This is a genomic window from Serinicoccus profundi (genome assembly GCF_008001015.1).
Lineage (GTDB): Bacteria > Actinomycetota > Actinomycetes > Actinomycetales > Dermatophilaceae > Ornithinicoccus > Ornithinicoccus profundi.
Map to the genome: position 1 here is coordinate 3,066,858 of NZ_CP042862.1, position 20,915 is coordinate 3,087,772.

A 20,915-nucleotide genomic window follows, 5' to 3' on the forward strand; every position below is an offset into this window, starting at 1 on the left:
CTCGGGCGACGGACGGGTGCCGACGCTCTACGGGGACGTCGGAACGGCGGCAGGCTTCTCGACACGCCCCCCACGATCAGCTCGGGCGCCGCGACTCACCCCACCTCGAGGGTCTCCACCGACAGCACGGTGGGCAGGTGTCGGGCGATCTCGGCCCAGCTCTCTCCCTCGTCCGGGCTGGCGAAGACCGACCCGGTGTTGGTGCCGAAGTAGAGGCCCGCGGGGTCACCGGTGTCGCCGGCCATCGCCTGGCGGAGCACGGTGAAGAAGCAGGCCTCCTGCGGGAGTCCGTCGCGCTGCGCCTCCCACGTGGACCCACCGTCGGTGGAACGCCAGACCGCTGCTGCCGCGTCGGGCGGGTAACGCCCCTCCATGTCGCCGTTGAGCGGGATCGTCCAGATGGTGTCGGGGTCGCGCGGGTGGACCCGCATCGGGAAACCGAAGGTCGAGGGCAGCCCGGCGGTGATGTCGGTCCAGGTCAGGCCGCCGTCGCCGGAGCGCCATACCCCGACGTGGTTGCGCTGGTAGAGCACGTCCCCCGGGCCCGGAGCCCGCACGATGTGGTGCACGCACAGCCCGACCTCGCCACCGCCGGGGCCGCCCGGGTGGTCCGCCATGGCCCCGGCATCCGGCTCCTCGGCGAGGGCGAGGGAGTTGCGGCGCTCCCACTGCCCGCCGGCGTCCTTGGAGGCGAAGACCCCCGCCGCCGAGATGCCGAGCCACAGCCGGGTCGGGTCGCCCGGGTCGGCAAGGACGGTATGCAGCACCAGACCTGCGGCGCCGGGGTTCCACTCCTGTGCCGACGGGTGCTTGCGCAGGCTCTCCACCTCGGCCCAGGTCACCCCGCCGTCGTCGCTGGCCAGCAGTGCCGCCGGCTTGGTCCCGGCATACACCCGGTCGCCGGCGACCCCGAGGGACCACACCTGGCTGAACTCCGCGCCGAACGGCTCCTGCCCCTGCGTCCAGCCGACCATCGCGGCGAACTCGGGGTCCTTCGAGGCCCAGGCATCCATCTGCCCCGTGCTCAGCTTGGCGAGGGTCCAGGAGTGCCCGCCGTCGGTCGAGCGCCAGACTCCAGCCCCGGTCCAGTCACCGCCACCACCGGCCCAGAGGGTCCCGGTCGCGGGGTCGCCGACGACGTGGTTGATCGGCCAGCCGTCGCAGAACGGCCCGCGCACCGACCAGGCACCCTCGGCGCCCGAGTCGAGGATGAACGCCCCCTTGGTCGTCCCCACGAGCAGACTCGGTCGTGTCCTCATCATGCTCCCTCTCTGCGTCGCCGACGATGGCTGCGCGGACGGCTCGATCCTGGCACGAGGCACCGACACCTGTCAGGAAGCGGTCCCGGCCTGCGCCTTGCGGAGAGGATCCGTACACGCGCGTGCTCACCCTCCGCACCCGCACCCGGTGGCGGGAGGCTGGGCAGGCCGGTCAGCCCGAGGTCCGCGTCCCTACCGGCGGCTCCGCGTCGCAATCGGCCCAGACCTCAACCAGCTCGACGATGACGCCCTCTCGTGCGGTGACGAACATCGCCACCTCGAAGTGCGCCTCCTGCCCGTCGACCGTGCCGGTGGTGTGAACGCGAGCAGCAGCTCGCTCACCGACACCGACCACGTCCTCGAGCCACATCCGACCGAAGCCGGGGTAGTCGGCGTTGAAGCGCACCCAGGACTCCCGGTCGAACGTCTCTCCGGTGTGCACCAGGCGGATCCGGACGTCCGGCGCCAGGAGCGACGGCAGGTCACCCCACCGGCGGTCATCGATCGTCTCGATCAGGGTCCGGACCAGCGCGACGGTATCCATGCCCTACAGACTAGGGACACCGAACGACATACCCCCGCACTTCCGACCGCCCGGGGAGGATCCGTGCACCTGCGCGGATCCTCGACAGCCACTGGCCGGCCGGCGCCGATCACCCTGCCCCCTGCCCGGCCCCCCCTGCCCGGCCCCCAGCCCCTCCGCTCAGTCCCCGAGCTCGGCCCGGCGCCGCACGACGTAGGCCTCCAGCTCCTCCTTGACCGCGGGGTCCAGCGGCGGCGCCTCGTAGGCCTCGAGCCGTGACGCCACGACCGCGCCCGCCCGGGTCGCGGTGTCCGGCGAGCCCTTGCCGCTCCAGCGCTCGAAGTTGTCGGCGCTGGAGAGGAACGGGCGGTAGAAGCAGGTGCGGAAACGCTCCATCGTGTGCATCGCGCCGAGGAAGTGCCCGCCGTGCCCGACCTCGACGTGGGCGTCGAAGGCCAGGCTGCCCTCGTCGATCTCCAGCGGCTTGAACTCGTGCTGCAGCATCTCCAGGATCTGGCAGTCGACGACGAACTTCTCGAAGCTCGACACGAGCCCGCCCTCCAGCCACCCGGCCGAGTGCATGACCCAGTTGGTCCCGGCCAGGAAGGTCGGCAGCAGCGTCATCGTCGCCTCGTAACCCGCCTGCGCGTCCGGCACCTGCGAGGACGTCAGCCCACCCCCACCGCGGAACGGCAGCCCGAAGTGCCGGGCGATCTGGCCGGTGCACAGCAGCCCCAGCCCCGACTCCGGCGTGCCGAAGGTCGGCGACCCGGACTGCATGTCGATCGTCGACAGGAAGGACCCGAAGATCACCGGCGTCCCCGGCCGGATCGTCTGCGCGAGCGCGATCCCGGAGAGCGCCTCGGTGATCTGCTGGGTCAGCGCCGCCGGGATGGTCACAGGCGACATAGCCCCCATGAGGATGAACGGCGTGAGCACGACCGGCTGGGCGGCGCGGGCATACTCGAAGAGCGACTCGAGCATCCGGTCGTCCCAGCGCAGCGGGCTGTTGCAGTTGATGAGCGAGATCGACGCCGGGGTCTGCTCGATCGCCTCCCGGCCACCGAAGAGGATCTCGCCCATGGCGATGACGTCGCGGGCATTCTCGCCGGTGACCACATTGCCCATGTAGATCTTGTCGGTCTGCGTCATGAGCGCGAGCGTCATGTCGAGGTGGCGGGAGTCCAGCGGCAGGTCGTTGGGCTCGCAGACGACCCCGCCCGCCGAGTCGAGCACGTCGAAGGTCTGCGCGAGCCGCGCGAACCGCTGGAAGTCGTCGAAGGTCCCGTCGCGCCGGGCCTCGCCCTCGCGCACGAAGGGCGGGCCGTAGACCGCGCCGAAGGCCATGCTGTCGCCACCGATATGCACCGAGCGCTCGGGGTTGCGCGCCTGCACGTCGAACTCGTGCGGCGCCTTGGCGACCTGCTCCAGCACCCACTCCGGGTCGAGGTATGCCGTCTCCCCCTCGACCTTCTGCCCCGCCTGGCGGAAGAGCTCCAGGGCCTCCTCGCTGGCGAACTGCACGCCCACCTCGGTCATCAGCCGGCGCCAGGCGCCGTCCAGCTGCTCCATCGCCTGCTCCGAGAGCACCTCATACCTCGGCATGCGGTTGACGAACATCGCTCCTCCTCCCCGTCCCCGGTGGCCCGGGCGACGCGCCGGACGACACACCCTTGCGTCGTCTCACGATATGGGCATACGCTCCCACATAGTGAGAACTCAGGGAAGAGGGACACGAAAGATGGCGACCCAGGGGACCCAGGCGATCGACCGAGCGGCCGATCTCGTCGTGCGCGTCGTCCAGTCCCCCGACCCGCTCTCGACCCCCGAGCTGGCGCAGGCCACGGGCCTGGCCCGCTCGACCGTCTCCCGGTTGCTCGCCGCGCTGGAGCGCTCCCACCTCATCTCGCGCGACGTCGAGGGCCACGGCTACCTCCCCGGGCCGCTCTTCGAGCAGTACGCCGCCCGCACCGACACGCGCGAGTGGCTCGCCCGCGAGGCGCACTCGACGATGGCGGCGCTCAGCGACGCCACCGGCGAGACCATCAACCTCGGCGTCCCCGTCGGCGGCGCGGTCGTCCAGATCGCCCAGGTCGACTCGACCTTCATGATCGGCAGCCGCAACTGGGTGGGCGTCGACCTGCCGGCCCACTCCTCCTCCCTGGGCAAGACGTTGTATGCCTTCGGCGCCCTCGACCTGCCCGCGCAGCTCGAGGCGCTCACCGAGCGCACGGTCACCGACCCGGACACGCTGCGCGCCGAGTTCGAGGTCATCCGCCGCCGTGGCTGGGCGACCACCGTCGACGAGCTCGAGGTGGCGCTGACCGGCATCGGCGCGCCGGTCCGCCTGCGCGGCCGCCTCGTCGCCGCGCTGGGCGTCTCCGGCCCGACCTCCCGCCTGTCCGGCCGGCTCGACGAGCTCGGCCGCCTCGTCTCCCGGCACGCGGACGACCTGTCCGCGCGCCTCACCGAGCCGCACATGATGAAAGGTGCCTCATGACTCCCGACGAGATCCTGCAGGGCCTCTACGACCGCACCCTGGTGGGCAACGGTCCCGGCGTCCTGGAGCTGACCCACGAGGCGTTGGGCATGGAGATGGAGCCGCAGGTGCTCCTCTTCGACGCCCTCATCCCCGCGCTGGAGGAGGTCGGCGCCCGCTTCGAGCGGGGTGACTTCTTCGTGCCGGAGATGCTCATCGCCGGCAAGGCGATGGCCGGGTCGATGGAGGTCCTGCGCCCGCTGCTGGCCGACACCGGGGTGCAGACGGTCGGCACGTTCCTCATGGGCACGGTCAAGGGCGACGTCCACGACATCGGCAAGAACCTCGTCAACATCATGCTCGAGGGCGCCGGCTTCGAGGTGATCGACCTCGGGGTGCAGGTGGCGCCGGAGAAGTTCGTCGCCGCGATCGAGGAGCACCAGCCCGACGTCGTCGGCTTCTCCGCCTTCCTCACCACGACGATGCCGATGTTCAAGGCCAACATGAACGCCCTGGAGAAGGCGGGCATCCGCGACGACGTCATCGTCATGGTCGGCGGCGCCCCCGTGACCCAGGAGTATGCGGACGCGGTCGGCGCCGATGGCTACGCCGCGGACGCCTCGGCCACGGTGAAGAAGGCCAAGACCCTGCTCAAGGACCGTCGCGCCCGCGCCGGGGCGGCGGTGCCGGTATGAGCCCGGCCTGGGGGTCGGCCGCGCTGGCCGGAGGCCCGCTGCACACCGTGCTGCGCTCGGCGACCGCGGAGGTCGTCATCGGCTCGGACCAGAAGTTCTGCGTCATCGGCGAGCGGATCAACCCGACCGGCCGCAAGACCTTCCAGCTGCAGCTGCGCGAGGGCGACCTGTCGGCCATCGAGAAGGACATCGAGGCCCAGGTGGCGGGCGGGGCGGACGTGCTCGACGTCAACATGGGCGTCCCGCTCACCGACGAGGCGGACCTGCTCGTCCGCGCCATCCAGCTCGTGCAGGCGCGCTGCGACCTGCCGGTCTGCATCGACTCCTCGGTGATCGAGGCGCTCGAGGCCGGGCTCGAGGCATACCAGGGACGGGCGCTGGTCAACTCGGTGACCGCCGAGGACGAGCGCCTCGAGGCGATCCTGCCGCTGGTCAAGAAGCACGGTGCCGCCGTCATCGCGCTGCCCAACGACGCCGACGAGATCCCGATGGAGTCGGGCAAGCGGCTGGAGCTGGTCGAGAAGATCGTGCGCGTCGCGACGCAGGAGTACGGCATCGCCATCGAGGACATCGTCATCGACCCGCTCGCCATGCCGATCGGCGCGGACTCCACCGTCGGCATCACCACGCTGGAGACGATCGCGGGCGTGCACGAGCGGTGGGGGCTCAACATGACGTGCGGCGCGTCCAACGTGTCCTTCGGTATGCCCGGTCGGCACGCGATCAACGGCGCGTGGCTGCCGCTCGCGATGGCGGCGGGGATGACCAGCGCGATCATGGACGCGCGCACCCCCGAGGTGGTCGGCGCGGTCCGGGCGGCGGACCTGCTGCTCGGGCACGACGAGTGGGGTATGTCGTGGATCGGCGCCCACCGCGCGCGGCAGGCGGCCGCGGCGACGTGAGGCAGCCGCAGGCCGGAGCCGGCACCGCCCAGGGCGCGGTGATCCGGGCGGCGGGTGCTGCCGCGGAGCTGGACGACGCCTCGGGGAGCGTCGCGGAGACGACGCCCGAGCGGGTCGACCTCACGTATACCCCGTCGGGCACCACGGTCCGGGTGCCCAGCGGGGTCAACCTCTTCGAGGCGGCGAGCTGGAACGGCATCGCCGTCGACTCGACCTGCGGTGGCCACGGGACATGCCGCAAGTGCAAGATCCAGGTGACCGAGGGCGAGCGGCCGCCGGTGCTGCCGCAGGACGAGCGCACCTTCTCCCCCGGCCAGCTCGAGGCCGGGTGGCGACTCGGGTGCCTGGCGCTGGCGCGGTCCTCGCTCACCGTCGACGTGCCGCCGCTGACGACGCGTCCCAAGGCCTCGACCGTCGGCGTGGGCCGCCAGGTGATCCTGCGGCCGTCGGTGCAGAAGCGTTACGTCGAGCTCGAGGAGCCGACCCTGGCCGACCAGCGCCCCGACCTCGCCCGGCTGCTCGACGCGATCGAGGACCTCGAGCCGACCCCCGAGCTGCACGCGCTGCGCCGGGTCGGGACCGCGCTGCGAGCCGCGGACTACCGGGTGACCGCGGTGGTTGCCGACGACCGGCTCATCGACGTCGAGGAGGGCGACACGACCGGGCGGTCCTTCGGGATCGCCGTCGACCTGGGGACGACGACGGTCGTCGCGACGCTCATGGACCTCACGACGGGCACCCCGGTGGCGGTCGCCTCGATGCTCAACGCGCAGCAGCCCTTCGGCGGCGACGTCATCTCCCGGATCAGCGCGACGATGCTCGACCCGCAGGCGCTGCCGCGGCTGCGCGTCCGCGCGCACGAGACGTTGGCCGAGCTCGCCGCGGAGGTGTGCGCCGAGGCCGGGGTCGAGCCGCGGGAGGTGTATGACGTCGCGATCGCCGGCAACGCCACGATGGTCGCGCTGCTGCTGGGCCAGGACCCCGAGCCGCTCGGCGTGGCGCCGTTCATCCTCGCCACCCACCGGTGGCCGCTGGTGCCGGCGGGTGAGGTCGGGCTCGGGGAGGCCGTCCACCCTGCAGCCAAGGCGTTCCTGCACCCGGCGCTCGGTGCCTACGTCGGCGGCGACATCGTCGCGGGCATCCAGGCCTCGGGCATGGACCGCGACTCGCGGGTCCGCCTGATGATCGACATCGGCACCAACTGCGAGATCGTGCTCTCCGACGGCACCCAGCTGGTGTCGACCGCAGCGCCCGCAGGGCCGGCCTTCGAGGGGGCCTCGATCCGGTGCGGGATGCGGGCCGCCGACGGCGCGATCGAGACGGTCAAGCTCCTCGCAGAGTGGCCGGAGCCGGCTGACGGCGACGAGCCCTTGCCGGACCCGGTGCAGCTCGGGGTCATCGGGGACGTCGAGCCGCGCGGGCTGTGCGGGTCGGGCCTGGTCGACGCTGTGGCCGAGCTCAGCCGGGTCGGGCTGCTGGACTCCTCGGGCCGACTGCTGGACGCCGAGGCCGCGCGCGCGGTGGCGCCCGCGCTGGCCGACCGGCTGGCCAGCGTCGGTGACGCGGGCGAGCGGGTCTTCGTGCTGCACCGCGAGTCCCCCGACCTGCCCGCCGCCGAGTCGGTCTACCTCTCCCAGCGCGACGTGCGCGAGCTGCAGTTCGCCAAGGCCGCGATCTCCACGGGGTGGACGCTGCTGCTGGAGGAGGTCGGGCTGGAGCCGCGGGAGGTCCAGCAGGTGCTGCTGGCCGGGTCCTTCGGGTCCTACCTCTCACCGGCGGCCGCCGTGCGCATCGGCCTGGTGCCCAAGCTGCCCACGCTGCGGATCGTCGCCGCCGGCAACATCGCCGGGGAGGGCGCCAAGATGGTGCTGCTCTCGGCGACCGAGCGGACCGGCGCCGACGCCCTGCTCGAGGGGGTGCGCTATGTCGAGCTCTCGGACCGCAGCGACTTCAACGACCGCTTCGTCGACCAACTCGCCTTCCCCTCGACCTGACTCGAGCATCGCGGCGACCGACCGGCGCCGTGGACCCGACGCCCTCCCGCTGCGCGTCGAGGGCGCCCGGGTCGCACTCGTGGCGTGCGGCGCGCTGGCGACCCACGCCGCTGCCGCGGCGGCACGGCATACCCCCGCGTTGCCGGTCGACGTGCACCCGCTGCCGCCGCTGCTGCACAACCACCCCGCGCGGATCGCGGCCGAGGTCGAGGCGGTCATCGACCGGCTGGCCGGCCGCTACGACCGGGTGATCGTGGGGTATGCCGACTGCGGCACCTACGGCGCCCTCGACGAGCTCTGCGCGCGACGCGGGGTGGCGCGACTGCCGGGGCTGCACTGCTACGACCTGTATGCCGGGGAGGCGCGGATCGCCCAGCTCATGGAGGAGGAACCGGGGACCTACCTGCTCACCGACTTCCTCGTCCGCAGCTTCGACCGGACCGTGTGGGCCGAGCTGGGCCTGGACCGCCACCCGGAGCTGCGGGACGACTACTTCGGCCACTACACCCGGTGCGTGTGGCTGACGCAGGAGCCGGAGCCCGACGCCGAGCTCACCACACAGGCGGAAGCCGAGGCCGACCTCACCCGGGCGGCGCAGCGGGCCGCGGCGCTGCTCGGGCTGCCGCTCCAGCTGGAGACCACCGGTCTGACCGGCCTCGACGACGCCCTGGCCCGCCTCGTCCTGGCTGACGACGCCTGACCCCCCAACCCCACCGAGCGCCGCAGATGGCTCCCCCTGACCCCACCGAGCGCCGAGGATGGTCGCCCCTGACCCCACCGAGCGCCGAGGATGGTCGCCCCTGACCCCACCGAGCGCCGCAGATGGCTCCCCCTGACCCGACCGAGCGTCGCAGATGGTTCCCCCTGCCCCCACCGAGCGCCGCAAATGGTTGTGCTGCTGACCATCTGCGGCGCTCGGTCGTGCGTGAGCCGACCATCTGCGGCGCTCGGTCGGACCTAGGGTCGGCGCAGGTCGGCTGCCCGGGAGAGCTGCTCGCGGCGCCACGCCTCGGTCTTCTCGACCTGGTTGAAGCTGTAGAGGTGCAGGCCGCCGATCCCCAGCCGCTCGGTGCCGGCGAGCGCCGCGACCCGGTGGGCGAAGCGGGTGGTGGTGAAGCCGGGGAGCGCGATGCGGGTGAAGACGCCGTGCTGCTTGCGCAGGAAGCGCATGGAGTCACCGACCCCGATGACCGTCGCCATCTTGAGCAGCTTGGCCGGGTCGACCGGACCGGGCACGCCGATCCAGACCGGCTGCTCGATCCCGCGGCGCCGGATCCGCTCCAGCCACCGGCCGACCTGCTCGTCGTCGAAGGTCATGTTGGAGACGATGTCGGTGGCGTAGCGCCGCTTGTCCCACATCGACTGCACGATGACGTCGTCGTCGATGCCCGGGTGGGACTCGGGGTAGCCGGTGATCCCCACCCGCTCGAACGGCCGGCCCAGCTCCTCCAGCTCGATCAGCAGGTCGAGGGCGTTGGTGAAGGCGGTCTCGGTGGGGGTCGCGTCACCGCCCGGCACGAAGATCTCGGTGACCCCGGCGGCGCGGAGCCGGGCGACGATGTCGGGCAGCTCGGCACGCCCCACCATCCGCGCGGCCAGGTGCGGGACGACGTGATAGCGGTCCGCCAGCTCCTCGGTGAGGGCCAAGGTGGCCTCGAGGCCCTTGGCCGGGGAAGCCGTGACGGTGACGGTGCGCCCGGGCTCGACGTGGGCGTGCACCTGCTCGGCGATCGAGCCGGTCGGCAGGATCTCCAGGCGTGCTCCCCGCAGCAACCCCTCCAGCGCCACGGAGGGGCATTTGTTGCTCATCATGCAACGTGATTCGTCATACGCACAACAGCAGCGTACGAGTACGCCGAGGCCGCTGACAAGACCTTCGCGGTATGGCGCTCTGACGTCAGCCGCGTAGGTGCCGCCCGAGGAAGGTCAGCGTGCGGGGCCAGGCCGCCGCGGACGCCTCGGCGTGGAAGAACGCCGGAAGCGGGTTGTCGAAGGCGTGACCCGCACCGTCGTGCCAGACGAACTCCACGCCGTCGCGCGCCACGGCTCGTTCGATCTCCTCGACCGTCTCCCTCGGGATGAAGGCGTCGTCCGTGCCCCAGTGGTGCAGGCTCGGCGCAGTGACCTGCGGCGCCAGGTCGAGGAGCCCGGGGAGCGCCGAGCCGTAGTAGGAGACGAGGGCGTCGACCGACGTCTGCGCGGCCGCGGCGAAGGCCACCCCGCCGCCGTAGCAGAAGCCGACCAGACCGACCCGCCCCTCGACGGCACCGCGGAGGTGTTCGACGGCGGTCACGGTGTCCTCCACCGCGCCGTCCCAGTCCGTCCTGCCCATCAGCTCCATGCCGTGCTGCAGCATCTGCTCACCGCTCCCGTCGACCTCGTGGTCCGGGATGCGCCAGTAGAGTTCGGGGACGTGCACCTCATACCCCGCCTCGGCCAGATCTCGAGCCCGGTCCCGGATGTAGGGCGAGACGCCGAAGATCTCCTGGACGAGCACGATCCCCGCGTGCGCCGGGTCATCGGGGCGGAAGCGGTGGACCGGCAGGTCGCCGTCCGGACGGGGCAGGGTGAAGACGTCCTCGGTAGGCATGAGCACAGTCTGCGGGCAGCGCGTCAGGCCCGCGAGCGGGGAGCCGCAGCGATGTCGGTATGCGTGAAGTCGGACCCCACGAAGAGCAGCGGCTCGCCAGCCTCCACCGCGAGCGCGTAGGAGAAGCAGTCGCCGAAGTTCAGTCGTGCCGGCGACCCCGAACCGCGACCGAATCGGCGGTAGGCGAGTCGCGCGACCTGAGCCTGGCGGGCGCTGACCGGCACCACCGTGATCTCCAGGACGTCCAACAGGTGGTCGAGCCGCTCCCCGTGGGCGGTGGAACGCGCGTCGGCCACGATGCCGACCTCCACCAGCGTTGCGGCAGAGATACGGCTCGGCGAGGCGGCCAGCACGCGCAGCAGGTCCTCGGCACCGGGCTCCTGCTGCAGGACTGCCATGACGGCAGAGGAGTCGATGATCACCGCGGCAGGCCGGTCAGCTCGTCGTAGAGGTCATCCGGCTCACGGATGGCGCGTCCGGCCAGGCCGGGATCCGCGGCGTACTCGGCGAGGATCTGGTGCGCGAGGTCCAGCTTGCGCCCCTGGGACACCGTCGACGGGTCGGCCCCGTAGTCCGCGAGCAACCGGGTCAACGCCTCCTCGATGACACTGGTCTGGCTCCGGCCGGTGATCCGAGCCGCCTCCCGCGCCAGGGCGTGGACGCGGTCGTTCTTGATGTTGAGGCTCACGGGTAGAGGGTAGAACATCGGTCATCTACCGTCTACCACACGGGTGATGGCCGCGGACGGTCCGTCGGTGGGCGCGGATAGGGTCGGCGCCGTGACCTTGTTCGTGCACCGCGACACCAGCACGGCGAAGCTGGCCGATGGCCTCGCTGACCTGCTGGCGACACCGCTGCCCGATCCGTTCGCGCAGGAGGTCGTCGCGGTCCCCGCCAAGGGGGTGGAGCGCTGGCTCGCGCAGCGCCTGTCGCACACGCTCGGCGCCGGCACCTCGGGGCACGACGGGGTCTGCGCGGGCGTCCGCTTCCTCAACCCCCACTCGCTCGTGGCGATGGTGCTCGGCATCGAGCGCGACGACCCGTGGCACCCCGACCGCCTGGTCTGGCCGGTGCTCGAGGCGATCGACGGGAGCCTGTCCGAGACGTGGGCCACCACCCTGGCCACGCACCTGGGGTATGACGCTTCGGGCGCGGAGGGTGAGCTGCGCCGTGGTCGACGGTATGCCGTGGCGCGCCGATTGGCGGGCTTGTTCGCCGCGTATGCCGGGTCGCGTCCGGCGATGCTCACCGACTGGCGTGAGGGCGGCGACGGGGACGGCCTCGGCAGCCCGGTCGACGCGGACCTCGCCTGGCAACCACCCCTGTGGCGGCGGGTGCTCGCGCGGGTCGACGCCGAGCCGCCCGATGTGCGGCAGGCCCGGGTGGTGCAGGCCCTGCGCTCCGGCACTCACGCGGGACCAGGCGGGGAGCTGGACCTGCCGGGACGACTCTCCCTCTTCGGTCACACCCGCATCGCCCGCAGCGAGGTGGAGGTCATCTCGGCCCTCGCCGAGCACCGCGACGTCCACCTCTGGCTGCCGCAGGCCTCCCCCACCGCCTGGGACGCGCTCGCCGAGGACGCCCGCTCCGGGCCCGTCCCCCGGGAGGACGACATGTCGGCCCTGCTCATCGACCACCCGCTACTCGCGAGCCTCGGTCGTGACGCCCGGGAGCTGCAGCGCACCCTGGCGCTGGCACCGCATACCCTCCTGCGGTCCGACGCCGCCCCGGCCACCACCACGCCCGCCCGGCCCGCAGCACCGGGACCGGGACAGACCTCGCTGCTCCACCTCCTCCAGGCCGACCTCGCCGCCGACCACCCACCGACCGACGCCGAACGCGCCGCCCGCGCCATCCCGGAGGCCGAGCGCAGCCTCCAGGTGCACGCCTGCCACGGTCAGTCGCGGCAGATCGAGGTGCTGCGCGACGTCCTGGCGGACCTGCTCCAGCACGACCCGACCCTGGAGCCCCGCGACATCCTCGTCATGTGCCCTGACATCGACGCCTACGCCCCGCTGGTGCACGCCGGTTTCGGGCTGGGTGAGGTCGGGCGCGAGCGCGACGCAGGGGGCGTGGGCGGGAGCATCCCGACCCACCCCGCCCACTCGTTGCGGGTCCGGCTGGCCGACCGCGCCCCGACCCAGGCCAACCCGCTGCTCGGGCTGGCGGCGCGGCTGGTCGAGCTCGCGGGGGGCCGCCTGACGGCCGGCGAGGTGCTCGACCTGGCGCGGACGGCTCCGGTGCGGCGACGCTTCGGGCTCGACGACGACGACCTGGAGCGGCTCGGCGACTGGGTGGGCTCGGTGGCGATCCGGTGGGGCCTGGACGACGCCCACCGCGGCGACTACGCCCTCCCCGGGCTGACCCAGAACACCTGGCAGGCCGGGCTCGCGCGGGTGCTCGTCGGCGCCGCGGTCGACGGCCAGGAGGTCGACCACCTGGGGACGACCCTGGGCCTGGACGACCTCGACAGCGCCGACCTCGACCTCGCCGGGCGGATGGCCGAGCTGGTCGCCCGGCTCGGTGGCACGCTGCGTGCGCTGCGCTCGGCGACGGCGGTGCCCGAGTGGGTCGAGGCCCTGACCGATGGTGTCCTCGGACTCGCCGACGTCGCCCCGGCCGACGCCTGGCAGGTGACCCAGCTGCGCCGCGAGCTCGACCTCGTGGGCGTCCACGCGAGCGCGCCCGCGACCGAGGGTGGCGACCTCGCTCTCAGCCTCTCCGACGTGCGCGCGCTGCTGGAGGAGCACGCCGCTGGGCGCGCCACCCGCTCCAACTTCCGCACCGGCACCCTCACGGTCTGCACCATGGTGCCGATGCGCTCGGTGCCGCACCGGGTGGTCGCGCTCGTCGGCCTCGACGACGGCGTCTTCCCCCGCACCACGGCCCCCGACGGCGACGACGCGACCGCCCGCCGGCCCGTGACCGGCGAGCGCGACCCGCGCAGCGAGGACCGCCAGCTCCTGCTCGACGCCGTCATGGCGGCCAGCGACGCGCTGGTCATCACCTACACCGGCTTCGACGAGCACACCGGCGCACCGCGCCCCCCGGCCGTGCCGCTGGGCGAGCTGCTCGACGCGGTCCGGCGCACCGCCGACCCCGACTCCCCCGGGGTATGCCGTGTCCTCACCGAACACCCGCTGCAACCCTTCGACCCGCGCAACCTCGGGGCGTCTCGGGAGGGCGCGCGGGCGCTCCTGCCGGGTGGCGCGCCGTTCAGCTTCGACCCCGCCGCGCTGGCCGGGGGACGTGCGGCCGTCGCGCCACGGACCCCCCGGCCACTCCCGGTCGACGCGAGCCTGGGTCCGCTCGCGCCCGCAGAGGCCGAGTCGGTCGCCCTCGATGCGCTGCTCCGCTTCTTCGACAACCCGGCCCGTGCCTACCTCCGTGACCGCCTCGGGCTCGTGCTGCCCGAGGTGCCGGAGGAGCAGGGCGAGGGCATCCCCATCGACCTCGGCGGGCTGGAGACATGGGCGATCGGCGACAGGGTGCTGCAGGCGGTGCTGGCAGGCCGCGACCCAGGGGCCACCGTCGACGCCGAGCTCTGGCGTGGGGAGCTGCCGCCCCGGGCGCTCGGGGCCACCGTCATGGGAGAGGTCACGAAGCAGGCGCAGCTGGTCGCCGAGGCCACCTGGAGCACCGTCGGTCAGGGCGGGTGGGGCATCCCCCTGGACCGCGACACCCTCGACATCGACCTCACCCTGCCCAGCGGCGTCCGGCTGACCGGCACGCTCACCGGCCTCGTCGGACACCGTGCGGTCAAGGCGACCTACTCCACGATCAAGGCCAAGCAGCGGCTGCAGTCGTGGATCACCTCCCTCGTCCTGGCCGCCGCGCTCGGCCCGGAGGCCAGCAGCCACCTCTTCGGTCGCCAGCGGCGGGGACGCAAGCCGGGCGGGGTCCACTTCACCCACGGCCCGCACGACCCCGACCAGGCGCTCGGCCTGCTCGACCAGCTCGTCGACGTCCGGGCCCGCGGGATGGTCGAGCCGCTGCCGCTGCCGGTCCAGACCGCGCTGCGCTGGGCGGAGTCCTACCTCGGCGGTCCGGGTGACGCACGGGCGGCCACCCTGGACGCGGTGCGTGAGTGGCGCACCGACGACACCTTCGAGCAGGCCTTCCCCAAGGAGCAGGACGACCCGAGCCACAGCTATGTCTTCGGCGTCTCCGCTCCCCTGCAGGACATCCTCGGCGTGGCCCGCGAGGACGAGCGGTGGGAGCCGGGGGTCGAGCACCGCCTCGGCCAGCTGGCGCTGCGGGTGTGGGGCCCGGTGCTCAGAGGCGGCGCGGAACGGCGGCAGAGCGTATGACGATCCCGCACTTCTCCATCACCGATCCCCTCCCGAGCGGCACGGTGCTGCTCGAGGCGAGCGCGGGCACCGGCAAGACGTGGACGATCGCCGCGCTGGTCACCCGCTACGTCGCCGAAGGCGTGGTCCTGCTGCCGGAGATGCTGGTCGTGACCTTCGGTCGGGCCGCGAGCCAGGAGCTGCGGGCCCGGGTGCGCGAGCAGCTGGTGGCCGCGGAGCGCGCGCTGTCCGATCCTCCCCCGCTGGAGCAGCGCGACGACCTGGTGACCCTGCTGCTCGACGTCGACGACCAGGAGCGGGAGACGCGCCGCCGCCGCTTGCGCACCGCGCTGTCCGACATCGACGCGGCGACGATCGCGACCACCCACCAGTTCTGCCAGCAGGTGCTGCGCAGCCTGGGCGTCGCGGGCACGGCCGATGCCGGTGCCGAGCTCGTCGACGACCTGGACCGGCTGCTCGTCGAGGTGGTCGACGACCTCTACCTGCGCGCTTTCGCCCTGCGCGACGACGAGCCGTTCTTCACCCGGCGCGAGGCGCTGCAGATCGCGCGGACCGTCGTCGACGACATCCATGCCGACCTGCGGCCGACCGCCGCCGAGCCCGGCTCGGTGCCCGGCCGCCGGGTCCGCTTCGCCCAGGCCGTCCGCGCCGAGCTCGACCTGCGCAAGCAGCGACTGCAGGTCATGCACTACAACGACCTGCTCACCCAGCTGGCCGACGCCCTGGAGAGAGACGACTCCCCGGCCCGGGCGCGGATGCGCGGGCGGTGGAAGGTCGTGCTCGTCGACGAGTTCCAGGACACCGACCCGATCCAGTGGTCGGTGCTCGACCGCGCCTTCACGGGTCAGGCCCACGCGATGGTGCTCATCGGCGACCCCAAGCAGGCGATCTACGCCTTTCGCGGCGGCGACGTGCCGACCTACCTCACCGCCGCCGCGACCGCCGACGACCGTCGCACGCTGCCGCGCAACTTCCGCTCCGACCCCGGCCTCACGCAAGCGCTGGGGTCGATGCTCACCGGCGCCCAGCTCGGCGACGAGCAGATCGTCGTCCATCCGGTCACCGCGCACCGCACGGACTCGCGACTCACGGGCGCACCGAGCAGCGCGCCGGTGCGCGTCCGCCAGGTGCTGCTGCGCGACCACCTCGGCGGCGACACCCGGATGCCGACGGTCCGGCCGTGGATCGCCCGCGACCTCGCGCACGACGTCGCCGCCCTGCTCGCCTCGGGCGCCACCTTCGACGACCGTCCGATCCAGGCGCGGGACGTCGCGGTGCTCGCGCACCGGGCCAAGGACCTCCTGGAGGCGCAGAGCGCGCTGCGCGAGCTCGGCATACCTGCCGTCAGCACCGGTGGGTCGAGCGTCCTCGCCAGCCGGGCCGCGCACGAGTGGCTGGCGCTGCTGGAGGCGATGGTCGCGCCGCACCGCCCGATGCTCACCCGGGCCGCGGCGCTCACCGACCTGCTCGGGTATGCCGTCGCTCAGGTCGGCGCGCGCGGCGAGCGGGAGGACACCGAGCTGGAGGACGCGCTCGCCCAGACCTGCCGTGAGCTGGCCGGGGTCTACGCCCGGCACGGGGTCGCGGCGGTGCTGGAGCTGCTGACCGCGCGCGGGCTGCCGGCTCGGGTGCTGAGCCAGGTCGGGGGCGAGCGCTCGCTGACCGACCTGCGGCACGTCGCCCAGCTGCTGCACGAGACCGCGCGCCACGACCAGCTCGGCCTCGTGGCGCTGCTGGAGTGGCTGCGCGCGGGCATGGCCGAGGATTCCCCGCAGAGCGCCGGGGCGCGCACCCGCCGCCTCGACAGCGACGCCGCCGCCGTGCAGCTCGCGACGATCCACGGGAGCAAGGGGCTCCAGTACCCCGTCGTCTACCTCCCCTCCCTCGGTGACCGCTGGGTCAGCGACTCCCCGGCCATCCCGCTCTTCCACGACGACCCGCCGGAGCGCACCCGTTGCCTCGACGTCGGCGGTGAGCACCCGGCCAACCCGGGCTGGCCGGAGTCGGTGCGGCGGCACAAGGAGGAGGACGCCGGTGAGTCGCTGCGGCTGCTCTACGTCGCCCTCACCCGGGCGCAGAGCCAGGTCGTCACCTGGTGGGCGCCGGTCAACAACGCGAGCGACTCTGCCCTGCACCGGGTGCTCTTCGGGCGGGAGCCGGGTCAGGACGAGGTCCCGGCCAAGGTCGGAGTGCCCCGGCAGGACGACGTCGCCACGGCGCGGCTGCAGCGGTGGGCCGACGAGGGCGCGTTCGTGCTCGAGCGCGCCGACCAGGCGAGCGAGGTGCCGCTCGTGCCCTCCCCGCCGGCCCCCGAGCTGGCCCTGGCTGCGTGGACGCGGCGGATCGACCACGAGTGGCGGCGCACGTCATACACCGCGCTGTCGACCCCGGCCGAGACCGAGGTGAGTGTGGCAGGGGTGAGCAGCGAGCCCGAGGTCGGCGTGACCGGGCGGGAGGACGAGCCGTCCGGGCCGGATCCGGTCATCGACACCGTCCCCGCGCTGCCCGGCCTGGACGCCGTCGCCCCCGCGCCGGGCGCCGAGGTGCCCTCCCCGATGGCCGACCTCCCGGTGGGTGCGACCTTCGGATCCCTCGTACACGCCGTCCTCGAGCACGCCGACCCGCAGGCCCCCGACCTCGCCGCCGAGCTGCGTCGCCACATCGGCGAGCAGCGCGTCCTGTGGCCGGTCGACCTGGGCGAGGGCGGGACGGATCTGCTCGCCGAGGCCCTCGTCGCGGTCTGCGACACCCCGCTCGGTCCGCTCGCGGACGGCACGACGCTGCGGGAGATCGGCACGGTGGACCGGTTGTGCGAGCTCGACTTCGAGCTGCCGCTGGGCGGCGGTGACCTGCGGCGCGCCCGGCCGGGCGACGACGCGGCGGCCCTGCTCGGTGACCTCGTGCCGCTGCTGCGCTCCCACCTGCCCGCCGGTGACCCGGTGCGCGGCTGGGCGGACGTCCTCGACGCGGCCCCCGACCTGGCCGGTCAGCAGCTGCGCGGCTATCTCACCGGCTCGATCGACGTGGTGCTGCGCGTGCGCGCAGGGTCGGGGGACGACGAGGGTCGCTTCCTCGTCGTCGACTACAAGACCAACTGGCTCGGCAGCCCCGAGGAGCCGCTGACCGCCGCCGACTACCGCCCGGAGCGGCTGGACGAGGCGATGGGGCACTCCTCCTACCCGCTGCAGGCCCTGCTCTACGCCGTCGTCGCGCACCGGTTCCTGCGCTGGCGGCTGCCCGGCTACGACCCCGCGCGGCACCTGGGTGGGGTGCTCTACCTCTACCTTCGTGGCATGTGTGGTCCGGACACCCCCGTCGTCGACGGTATGCCGTGCGGCGTCTTCTCCTGGAAGCCGCCCGTCGCGCTCGTGCTGGGTGTCTCGGACCTGCTCGACGGGGCCGACCGGCCCGAGGGGATGAGGTCGTGAGCGACGTCCGGGACGCGGCGGTGCTGGACCTCTTCGAGCCGGTCGACGACCACGACCGCCGGCTGGCGTCCTCGGCCACTGGACCGCTGGCGGCCTTCAACCGGGCCGGCCTGCTGACGGCCGCGGACGTGCACGTCGCGACCGGGCTCGCGCGCGCCGTGGCCGAGAAGGACGCCGACGTCGTGCTCGCCGCGGCCCTCGCCACCCGCGCCGTCCGGACCGGGTCGGTGGCGGTCGACCTCGCCGCCCTGGCGACCCAGGGCGCGCAGACGCTGCCCGACCTGCCCTGGCCCGACCCGGCCACCTGGACCACCACGGTCGCGGGCAGCCGACTGGTGACCGAGGGCGGCATGGTGGTCGAGAAGTCGACCGGGCTGGCCTACCTCCAGCGCTACCACCACCAGGAGGTCCAGGTGGCGACCGACCTGCGGGCCCGGGCCGAGCTCGGCCCGCCATCGGTCGATGAGGAAGCGCTGTCAGCCGGACTGGCGCGGATCTTCCCCGGGGAGGGCTACGCCGAGCAGCGCGCGGCAGCCGTGGTCGTCGTGCGGGCGCGCACCGGCGTCATCACCGGCGGCCCGGGCACGGGCAAGACGACCACGGTCGCGGGGGTGCTGACCCTGCTGGCCGAGCAGGCGGCGGCCGCCGGGCAGCGGCCGCCCCGGGTCGGGCTGGCCGCCCCCACCGGCAAGGCCGCGGCGCGGGTCAAGGCCGCGGTGGACCGCGCCCTGGACGAGATCGAGGACCGCACCTCCGACCCGTCCGGTCGCCAGGTGGTGCAGCGACTCCGCGAGGTCGAGCCGAGCACCGTGCACCGGCTGCTCGGGTGGCGGCCGGGCTCGCGCAGCAGGTTCCGCCACCACCGCGGCAACCGGCTGCCGCACGACGTCGTGCTCGTGGACGAGGCGTCGATGGTCTCGCTCACCCAGATGGCGAGGCTGCTGGAGGCGCTGCGCCCCACGGCCCGGCTGATCCTCGTCGGTGACGCCGACCAGCTCGTCTCGGTCGAGGCCGGGGCGGTGCTCGCCGACCTGGTGGCCGCTGTGCCCGAGGACAGCGTTGGCGACGCACGCGGAGCGGTCGCAGACCCGCAGGAGACCCCTGCCACCACGCCCGACCCGACGCCCTCGGTGGACATCGAGCCTCCACCGCCCACGCCGACCGCGCCGCTCGCCCTGGCCCGGCTGCGCACGGTGCACCGCTTCGGCGAGACCATCGGCGCGCTGGCCCAGGCGCTGCGCGTCGGTGACGCCGACGCCGTGGTGAGCGCCCTGTCCGCCGGCAGTGCCGAGGTGACGTGGGTGCGCGGGCCCGACCCCACGGCATACCTGCGCGAGATCCTGGCCCGACAGGCGCTGGACATCCTGCGCGCCGCGCGGGTCGGCGACGGCGACGCCGCCCTCGACGCCCTGCACCGTCACCGGCTGCTCTGCGCGCACCGCGAGGGCGACCGGGGGTGTGCGGCGGTGGAACCACCTCGTCGAGACCTGGCTGGGCGAGGACACCGGGCTGAGCTTCTACGACCCGATGTACCTCGGGCGCCCGCTGCTCGTCACCGCCAACGACTACGCGACCGGGGTCCTCAACGGCGACACCGGAGTGGTCGTCGCCTCGCAGACCTCCGGCGGGGTCCCGGTGCGCATGGCCGTCATCGACGGCACGAGCGGCCGCAGCCGGTATGCCCCCTCCCGGCTCGGCGACGTCGAGACCATGCACGCGATGACGATCCACAAGGCCCAGGGCAGCCAGGCGCAGGAGATCACCGTGCTGCTCTCCCCGACCTCGAGAGCCCGCTGCTCACGCGAGAGCTCTTCTACACCGCCGTGACCCGGGCGCAGGAGCGGGTCCGGGTCGTCGGGTCGGAGGAGGAGGTGCGGGCGGCCGTGGAGCGGCGGGTGCTCCGGGCCAGCGGCCTGCGGCAGCGCCTGGCGGCCGGACCATGAGCCTGCCGACCGCACGCCTGGACCTCCTGACCCGGCAGTTCTGGCGACTGAGCGGCAGGCCCGTCGACCTGACCGGCGACGAGGCCTGGCTCGCGGCGCCGATGAGCCCCGGCCCCTCGGTCGGTGACGCCTGGGTCGAGCCGACCGCGCTGGCCTGGGGAGGGCAGGCGCTGGACCGACCGCACGCCGGTCTCCTGGCCGACATGGCGCAGCTGGACGGCTCCGGCTTCCGGGCCGCCGACCTGCGCCCGGAGATCCGTGACTTCTACGAGCACACCTCCGACTGGCGGATGGAGGTGTGGACCCAGTGGAGCCCGCTCTTCCAGCCCGGCGGCGAGCTGGTCTCCCGGCTCTTCGGCCGTCGGGTCCAGCAGCTGGCCCTGCCCACCCGCCCGCTGGAGGTCGCCCACGGCATGGACAGCCGCGTCACCGTGCTCACCGACGCCACGGGCGCGCAACGGGCGGCGGCCTGGCTGCGGACCCTCCGCTCCAGAGGGGAGTACGTCTACAGCGGCTGCTACTCCGTCCGCACCCTCCCCGGCAGCACCCAGCCCGGGGTGCACGTCGCGTTCCCCTCGAGTCGGGCAACGTCCAGGTCTTCCTGAGGCCACGCCTGCTGCCCGGTGGTGGCCTGGAGCTCGCCTCCCCCGCGGGCCGGTTCGGCCAGGACGGCGCCTACGTCGTCGTCGACCACCGGGGGACCCACGCCGCACGGGCCCCGATCCACGAGGTGTTCCGGCTCGACGTCGACGACGAGGGGACGCTGCGCACCGACCACACGCTGAGCCTGTT

General features: G+C 73.4%; 16 protein-coding genes. 9 read left to right on the top strand and 7 right to left on the bottom strand.

Translation table 11 applies throughout. The annotated features are described in order from the left end of the window. Positions 1-95 precede the first annotated feature (95 nt). The 3 genes from FA582_RS14295 to FA582_RS14305 form a co-directional block, all read right to left on the bottom strand. Positions 96-1,262, bottom strand: coding sequence for a WD40/YVTN/BNR-like repeat-containing protein (locus FA582_RS14295; protein ID WP_081480531.1), 1,167 nt, complete (start codon positions 1,260-1,262; stop codon positions 96-98). 169 nt (positions 1,263-1,431) lie between these two features. Next, a complete protein-coding gene (locus FA582_RS14300) occupies positions 1,432-1,803 on the bottom strand; it encodes a nuclear transport factor 2 family protein (protein WP_010147190.1) in 372 nt (123 codons plus the stop codon). 159 nt (positions 1,804-1,962) lie between these two features. Beyond that, positions 1,963-3,402 carry a trimethylamine methyltransferase family protein gene (locus FA582_RS14305; RefSeq protein ID WP_010147191.1) on the bottom strand — a complete coding sequence of 480 codons (1,440 nt, stop codon included), beginning with the start codon at positions 3,400-3,402 and terminating at the stop codon, positions 1,963-1,965. 121 nt (positions 3,403-3,523) lie between these two features. Between FA582_RS14305 and FA582_RS14310 the strand changes: the two genes are divergently transcribed. From FA582_RS14310 to FA582_RS14330, 5 genes are all read left to right on the top strand, one after another. Next, entirely contained in the window at positions 3,524-4,282 is a 759-nt protein-coding gene (locus FA582_RS14310) for an IclR family transcriptional regulator (RefSeq protein ID WP_010147192.1), read from the top strand. Further along, positions 4,279-4,956: a corrinoid protein gene (locus FA582_RS14315; protein ID WP_010147193.1), complete on the top strand. Its 678-nt coding sequence runs from the start codon at positions 4,279-4,281 to the stop codon at positions 4,954-4,956. Before FA582_RS14310 ends, FA582_RS14315 begins: the two co-directional genes overlap by 4 nt. Then, on the top strand, positions 4,953-5,858 hold the full coding sequence (locus FA582_RS14320) for a dihydropteroate synthase (RefSeq protein WP_010147194.1): 906 nt from the start codon (positions 4,953-4,955) through the stop codon (positions 5,856-5,858). The genes FA582_RS14315 and FA582_RS14320 overlap by 4 nt, the downstream gene beginning before the upstream one ends. Further along, on the top strand, positions 5,855-7,852 hold the full coding sequence (locus FA582_RS14325) for an ASKHA domain-containing protein (protein ID WP_237707493.1): 1,998 nt from the start codon (positions 5,855-5,857) through the stop codon (positions 7,850-7,852). The genes FA582_RS14320 and FA582_RS14325 overlap by 4 nt, the downstream gene beginning before the upstream one ends. Positions 7,853-7,931: 79 nt before the next feature. Next, the gene (locus tag FA582_RS14330; protein ID WP_010147196.1) at positions 7,932-8,552 is read left to right on the top strand and encodes a DUF1638 domain-containing protein; all 621 of its coding nucleotides are present in this window, start codon (positions 7,932-7,934) and stop codon (positions 8,550-8,552) included. A gap of 257 nt (positions 8,553-8,809) precedes the next feature. On the opposite strand, the gene FA582_RS14335 is transcribed toward FA582_RS14330, so the two are convergent. The 4 genes from FA582_RS14335 to FA582_RS14350 form a co-directional block, all read right to left on the bottom strand. Continuing rightward, positions 8,810-9,664, bottom strand: coding sequence for a methylenetetrahydrofolate reductase (locus FA582_RS14335; RefSeq protein ID WP_237707460.1), 855 nt, complete (start codon positions 9,662-9,664; stop codon positions 8,810-8,812). Between the two features lie 85 nt (positions 9,665-9,749). Continuing rightward, positions 9,750-10,442 (bottom strand): dienelactone hydrolase family protein, encoded by a 693-nt coding sequence (locus FA582_RS14340; RefSeq protein ID WP_010146177.1) that lies wholly within the window; start codon positions 10,440-10,442, stop codon positions 9,750-9,752. A gap of 23 nt (positions 10,443-10,465) precedes the next feature. Next, positions 10,466-10,840, bottom strand: a complete 375-nt coding sequence (locus tag FA582_RS14345; protein WP_237707461.1) for a type II toxin-antitoxin system VapC family toxin — start codon at positions 10,838-10,840, stop codon at positions 10,466-10,468. Positions 10,841-10,860: 20 nt separating this feature from the next. Beyond that, positions 10,861-11,130, bottom strand: coding sequence for a type II toxin-antitoxin system VapB family antitoxin (locus FA582_RS14350; RefSeq protein WP_158640888.1), 270 nt, complete (start codon positions 11,128-11,130; stop codon positions 10,861-10,863). A 91-nt stretch (positions 11,131-11,221) separates the two neighbouring features. Between FA582_RS14350 and recC the strand changes: the two genes are divergently transcribed. The 4 genes from recC to FA582_RS14370 are packed head-to-tail and all read left to right on the top strand — an operon-like array spanning position 11,222 to position 20,728. Continuing rightward, positions 11,222-14,752, top strand: coding sequence for an exodeoxyribonuclease V subunit gamma (gene recC, locus FA582_RS14355; RefSeq protein WP_010146180.1), 3,531 nt, complete (start codon positions 11,222-11,224; stop codon positions 14,750-14,752). Then, on the top strand, positions 14,749-18,180 hold the full coding sequence (locus tag FA582_RS14360; RefSeq protein WP_010146181.1) for a UvrD-helicase domain-containing protein: 3,432 nt from the start codon (positions 14,749-14,751) through the stop codon (positions 18,178-18,180). The genes recC and FA582_RS14360 overlap by 4 nt, the downstream gene beginning before the upstream one ends. Beyond that, entirely contained in the window at positions 18,177-20,123 is a 1,947-nt protein-coding gene (locus FA582_RS14365; RefSeq protein ID WP_238705447.1) for an AAA family ATPase, read from the top strand. The genes FA582_RS14360 and FA582_RS14365 overlap by 4 nt, the downstream gene beginning before the upstream one ends. Beyond that, positions 20,120-20,728 carry a hypothetical protein gene (locus FA582_RS14370; RefSeq protein WP_010146185.1) on the top strand — a complete coding sequence of 203 codons (609 nt, stop codon included), beginning with the start codon at positions 20,120-20,122 and terminating at the stop codon, positions 20,726-20,728. Before FA582_RS14365 ends, FA582_RS14370 begins: the two co-directional genes overlap by 4 nt. Positions 20,729-20,915: the final 187 nt, after the last annotated feature.

Bases quoted from the DNA above. Each gene is read 5' to 3' on its own strand.
- FA582_RS14295 (WP_081480531.1), bottom strand. From the start codon at position 1,262: ATGATGAGGACACGACCGAGTCTGCTCGTGGGGACGACCAAGGGGGCG.
- FA582_RS14300 (WP_010147190.1), bottom strand. From the start codon at position 1,803: ATGGATACCGTCGCGCTGGTCCGGACCCTGATCGAGACGATCGATGAC.
- FA582_RS14305 (WP_010147191.1), bottom strand. From the start codon at position 3,402: ATGTTCGTCAACCGCATGCCGAGGTATGAGGTGCTCTCGGAGCAGGCG.
- FA582_RS14310 (WP_010147192.1), top strand. From the start codon at position 3,524: ATGGCGACCCAGGGGACCCAGGCGATCGACCGAGCGGCCGATCTCGTC.
- FA582_RS14315 (WP_010147193.1), top strand. From the start codon at position 4,279: ATGACTCCCGACGAGATCCTGCAGGGCCTCTACGACCGCACCCTGGTG.
- FA582_RS14320 (WP_010147194.1), top strand. From the start codon at position 4,953: ATGAGCCCGGCCTGGGGGTCGGCCGCGCTGGCCGGAGGCCCGCTGCAC.
- FA582_RS14335 (WP_237707460.1), bottom strand. From the start codon at position 9,664: ATGATGAGCAACAAATGCCCCTCCGTGGCGCTGGAGGGGTTGCTGCGG.
- FA582_RS14340 (WP_010146177.1), bottom strand. From the start codon at position 10,442: ATGCCTACCGAGGACGTCTTCACCCTGCCCCGTCCGGACGGCGACCTG.
- FA582_RS14345 (WP_237707461.1), bottom strand. From the start codon at position 10,840: ATGGCAGTCCTGCAGCAGGAGCCCGGTGCCGAGGACCTGCTGCGCGTG.
- FA582_RS14360 (WP_010146181.1), top strand. From the start codon at position 14,749: ATGACGATCCCGCACTTCTCCATCACCGATCCCCTCCCGAGCGGCACG.
- FA582_RS14370 (WP_010146185.1), top strand. From the start codon at position 20,120: ATGAGCCTGCCGACCGCACGCCTGGACCTCCTGACCCGGCAGTTCTGG.